The 4,646-nt window shown below is 66.4% G+C and carries 6 protein-coding genes; all 6 read left to right on the forward strand.

The window, feature by feature from the left end; genetic code table 11:
- Positions 1-668: 668 nt before the first annotated feature.
- The 6 genes from rplM (at position 669) to frr (ending at position 4,548) form a co-directional block, all read left to right on the forward strand.
- A complete protein-coding gene (gene rplM, locus NTW26_03130) occupies positions 669-1,103 on the forward strand; it encodes a 50S ribosomal protein L13 (protein MCX7021267.1) in 435 nt (144 codons plus the stop codon).
- A gap of 8 nt (positions 1,104-1,111) precedes the next feature.
- Positions 1,112-1,507 carry a 30S ribosomal protein S9 gene (gene rpsI, locus NTW26_03135; protein MCX7021268.1) on the forward strand — a complete coding sequence of 132 codons (396 nt, stop codon included), beginning with the start codon at positions 1,112-1,114 and terminating at the stop codon, positions 1,505-1,507.
- Positions 1,508-1,700: 193 nt separating this feature from the next.
- Positions 1,701-2,438: a 30S ribosomal protein S2 gene (rpsB, locus tag NTW26_03140; GenBank protein ID MCX7021269.1), complete on the forward strand. Its 738-nt coding sequence runs from the start codon at positions 1,701-1,703 to the stop codon at positions 2,436-2,438.
- 37 nt (positions 2,439-2,475) lie between these two features.
- Complete coding sequence (locus tag NTW26_03145; protein ID MCX7021270.1) at positions 2,476-3,090, forward strand: translation elongation factor Ts; 615 nt, start codon at positions 2,476-2,478, stop codon at positions 3,088-3,090.
- Positions 3,091-3,222: 132 nt separating this feature from the next.
- Positions 3,223-3,933: a UMP kinase gene (gene pyrH, locus NTW26_03150; GenBank protein MCX7021271.1), complete on the forward strand. Its 711-nt coding sequence runs from the start codon at positions 3,223-3,225 to the stop codon at positions 3,931-3,933.
- Between the two features lie 57 nt (positions 3,934-3,990).
- Positions 3,991-4,548, forward strand: a complete 558-nt coding sequence (gene frr / locus NTW26_03155; GenBank protein ID MCX7021272.1) for a ribosome recycling factor — start codon at positions 3,991-3,993, stop codon at positions 4,546-4,548.
- Positions 4,549-4,646 lie beyond the last annotated feature (98 nt).

The raw sequence follows: 4,646 nt of genomic DNA on the forward strand, positions 1-4,646 counted from the left end.
GGAAAGGAATAGGACGTAGGCCCGCGTCCCCCTCTCCCCGTGGGAGCGGCGCGCCGACGGGGATGGGGGTGAGGGCTGCTGCATGTCCCCTCTCCCTTTTAGGGAGAGGCTCGCCTACGGGTTGGGGTGAGGGCTGCCGCATATCCCCTCTCCCTTTTAGGGAGAGGGCTTGGGTGAGGGTCGAAGGTGGGAACGTAAAAACGGCGGGGACTAAAGTCCCCGCCTTACATTTAAGAACCGCAATGTTCGGACGTAGGGGCGACCCTCCGCGGTCGCCCGCGGGCGGGGACGGAGCCCCGCCCCTACGTCATCGCAACCAGTGGTGAGGGCTGCCATCACCCCCTCCCCCCTCTGGGGGGAGGGCCGGGGTGAGGGGTTCCGTATACCCCCTCTCCCTTTTAGGGAGAGGCGCGCCTACGGGTTAGGGTGAGGGTCGAGATAGGGAACTTGAAAGCGGCGGCCCGCAGAGGACTCGTCCTACGGGGCCGCCCTACGTCATCGCAACCGGGCGTGAGGGCCGCCTCCTAAAAAATTCCCCCCGCCCCCGACGAAAAACCGGCCCGGACGACGGGCCTTTCCTTGACATCCGCGCCCGCCCTTTTCTATACTTGTGGTCCGCGCGCCGGGAAGGCCGGCGATTCAACGGGCCCCAGGAGAGTACTAAAGAAATGGGCACCTTTCAGAAAAAGCTGGCCGACGTGGAGCGCGTCTGGCACCTGGTGGACGCCGCCGACATACCCCTGGGTCGCGTCGCGACACGGGTGGCCGGACTGCTGCGCGGCAAGCATAAAACCTACTGGGCGCCGCACCTCGACGCCGGCGATTTCGTCGTCGTGGTCAACGCCGCACAGGTGAAGCTCACCGGCCGAAAGCTGGAGCAGAAGTTCCACCGCCACCACTCGGGCTACCCCGGCGGGCTGAAGTCCACCCCCTACGCCGTGATTATGGAGCACCACCCCGACCTCGTCGTCCACTGGGCCGTGGCGGGGATGGTGCCCAAGAACCACCTCGGACGGCAAATGCTGAAACGCCTGCGGGTCTACGCGGGACCCGAGCACAGGCATCAGGCTCAAAAACCCGCGGCCTGCACCCTCGAGGGTTAAGGAACGCCATGGTCGAAAAGAGCTCCATCTGGGCCACCGGACGCCGTAAAACCGCCATCGCCCGGGTGCGCATCGTCACCGGCGAGGGCAAGATCCTGGTCAACCGGCGCGATATGGTGGAATACTTCCCCCGGGAGGCGTGGCGCAAGAGGGTCCGGCAGTCCCTCGATACGGCCAACGCCGCCGACCGCTTCGACGTGCACGCCACCCTCACCGGCGGCGGCCTCACCGGCCAGGCGGAGGCCCTGAGCCTGGGCATCGCGCGGGCCCTCGAGAAGTACGACTCCGAGCTCCGGCACCCCCTGAAGGCGGCCGGGCTCCTCCGTCGCGACGCCCGGATAAAGGAGCGCAAGAAGTACGGCCAGCGCGGCGCCCGCGCACGCTACCAGTTCTCCAAGCGTTAAGCCGCGTCCACCCGGACGCTAAACCGGCCCCCGAAGGGCCAATACGCACGCCCCCAACACACTCGTTGCCCCGGAAACTTCGGTTTCCCACCGGGGAGCGCACGCGGAGATAACTTAACGAATCTCCGCCGACGTGCCCCGCGAGCCCGCCCCCCCGAGACCGGGGGGGATGGGGGGGTTGAGGGGGCGGAGGATGAAACGAGGAACCATGCCCGAATTCTCCATGCGAGCCATGCTGGAGGCCGGCATCCACTTCGGCCACCAGACCCGCCGTTGGAACCCCAAGATGAAGCCCTACATCTACGGGGAACGCAACGGCATCTATATAATTGACCTGCAAAAGTCGGTGCAGCTCCTGCGAAAGGCGTGCGACTTCATCACCCAGACCGTGGCGCGCGGCGGGAAGCTCATCTTCGTCGGCACCAAGCGCCAGGCCCAGTCCATAGTCGCCCAGGAGGCCGAGCGCGCCGGCATGTTCTACGTCACCAAGCGCTGGCTCGGCGGAACACTGACCAACTTCCAGACCATCAAGGGCAGCCTGGACCGCCTGGACAAGCTGGAGCATCTGCTCGGCTCCGAGAGCTTCGAGGGCCTCTCGAAGAAGGAGCGCACCATGCTCAGCAAGAAGCACCAGAAGCTCTCCTCGCTCCTGGTGGGCATCCGGAAGATGAAGACCCCGCCCCAGGGGCTCTTCGTGGTGGACCCCAAGCGGGAGCACATCGCCGTCAAGGAGGCCAACACCCTGGGGATTCCCATCGTGGCCATCGCCGACACCAACGCCGACCCCGACGAGCTGACCTACCTCATCCCCGGCAATGACGACGCCATCCGGGGTATCCAGCTCATCAGCCGGGCCATCGCCGATGCCGTCATCGAGGGCGCCGCCGCCGCCACCGGCGGCCAGATCGTCGGTGAGACGTTCGTCGCCTGACCCTTGACGATAAACCGCTCGTGAATCCGAGGTGAGAATGGCAGAGATTTCCGCCCAAGAGGTCATGGCGCTGCGGAAGAAAACCGGCGCCGGCATCGTGGACTGCAAGAAGGCCCTCCTGGAATCCTGCGGCGACACGGCGAAGGCGGTCGAGTTCCTGCGGGTCAAGGGCCTGGCCTCCGCCGACAAGAAGTCGGGCCGCTGCGCCGACGAGGGGCTCATCCACACCTACGTCCACGCCGGCGGCAAGCTGGGCGTCATGCTCGAGCTGCGCTGCGAGTCGGACTTCGTGGCCCGCACCGAGGATTTCAAGACCCTGGCCAAAGACCTCTGCATGCAAGTGGCCGCCATGGCGCCCCTGGCCGTGAACGCCGACGGTTTTTCCCCGGAGGTGCTGGAGGCCGAGCGCCGCGTGTACGCCGAGCAGGCCGCCCAGTCCGGCAAACCGCCTCAGATTATCGAGAAAATGGTCGAGGGCAAGATACAGAAATTCCTGAAAGAAAACGCCCTCGTGAACCAGACCTTCGTGAAGAACCAGCCGGAAGAGAAAGACCGGACGGTGGAGGAGTACATCAAGCAGCACGTGGCCAGGCTGGGCGAGAACATCCAGGTGGCGCGCTTCGTCCGCTTCAAGCTGGGCGAGGAGTCCTAGGCTTGAATCCCGAGCGGTGATGGTGAATCCGCGGGGTGAAGTGGCTACTGGACGGGAAGAAATTGAAGTCCCGGGCTTGAAACCCGAGCGGGTGACGTGACAGTCAAACGGGACGCGACTGGAGTCCGAGGCTTGAATCCCAAGCGGGTTATAGTGAAGCTCTCCGGCGAGCGGCTGGGAGGCCGCGGACCGGGGGGCTTTTCACCCCTGGAGGCGGACGCGCTCTCCCGGGCGGCGACCGACCTCGCCGGGCTCACGGGCGCGGGGTACGGGGTCGGAGTGGTGTGCGGAGCGGGGAACCTCCTGCGCGGGCGCGACTCCGCCTTCTCCGACCGCGTCGCCGCCGACACCGCCGGGATGCTGGCCACGGTGATAAACGCCCTGGCGCTGGCCGACGCGCTCTCTACGGCCGGGGTCAAGGCCCGGGCCTACTCGGTCATCCCCCTGCCGGGCCACGTGGCCGTCTACCACCCGGAGACGGTGCGGGAATTTTTGGATTCGGGGGGCATCGGCGTCTTCGGCGGCGGGACCGGCGCGCCCTTCGTCACCACGGACACAGCCGCGGCCCTGCGCGCTCTGGAACTTGGCGCCGGTATCATCCTAAAGGCCACCCAGGTGGACGGCGTCTACTCCGCCGATCCCAAGGCCGACCCCGCGGCCAAGAGATACGACAGGCTGACCTACGACGAGGTCCTCGAACGTCGGCTGGGCGTGATGGACCTGGCCGCGGTGGAGCTCTGCCGACGGGGCGGAATCGAGATTTTAGTCTTCTCCGGCGAGGCGGCGGGCGGACCCCTCAAGGCTCTCACCGAGCCGGGCTTCGCCACCGTCATCGGCCCTTGAAAAACGCTATCATTTATTCCCCGACGCGCCACCGGGCGCAAACGCGGGAGGGGTGAGATGGTCGAACCGAGGCTCAAAGAGACCCACGAGAACATGGTGAAGGCCGTGGAGGCCACCAAGCGCGACCTGCGCGCCATCCGCACCGGACGCGCCAACCCCGCCATCCTGGACTCCATCCGCGTGGACTACTACGGCACCCAGACCCCCCTGAATCAGATGGCCACCATCGGCGTCCCCGAGCCGCGCATGGTCGTCGTCCAGCCCTGGGACAGGACCGCCGTGGAGGCCATCGTCAAGGCCATCCAGTCGTCGGACCTCGGCATAACCCCGTCCTCCGACGGCGTGGTCATCCGCCTCCCCTTCCCGCCGCTGACCGAGGACCGGCGCAAGGAGCTGGTGAAGGTGGCCCACCGCCTGGCCGAGGAGGGCAAGGTCTCCATCCGCAACGTCCGCCGCGACGTCAACGAGCTGCTGAAGAGCGCCGCCAAGAAGGGCGACATCAGCGAGGACGAGCGCGACCGGCTCATAGACGTGGTCCAGAAGATGACCGACGAGCACGCGGCGAAGATAGACACCCTGCTGGCGGAGAAGATCGCCGACATCTCGGAGGTCTAGGCGGTCCGTCCCCCTCTCCCTTTTAGGGAGAGGCGCGCCTACGGGTTGGGGTGAGGGTCGAGGCCGGGAATTTTAAGCGGCGGGGACTAAAGTCCCCG

The organism is bacterium, assembly GCA_026398675.1.
Taxonomy (GTDB): Bacteria; RBG-13-66-14; RBG-13-66-14; order RBG-13-66-14; family RBG-13-66-14; genus RBG-13-66-14.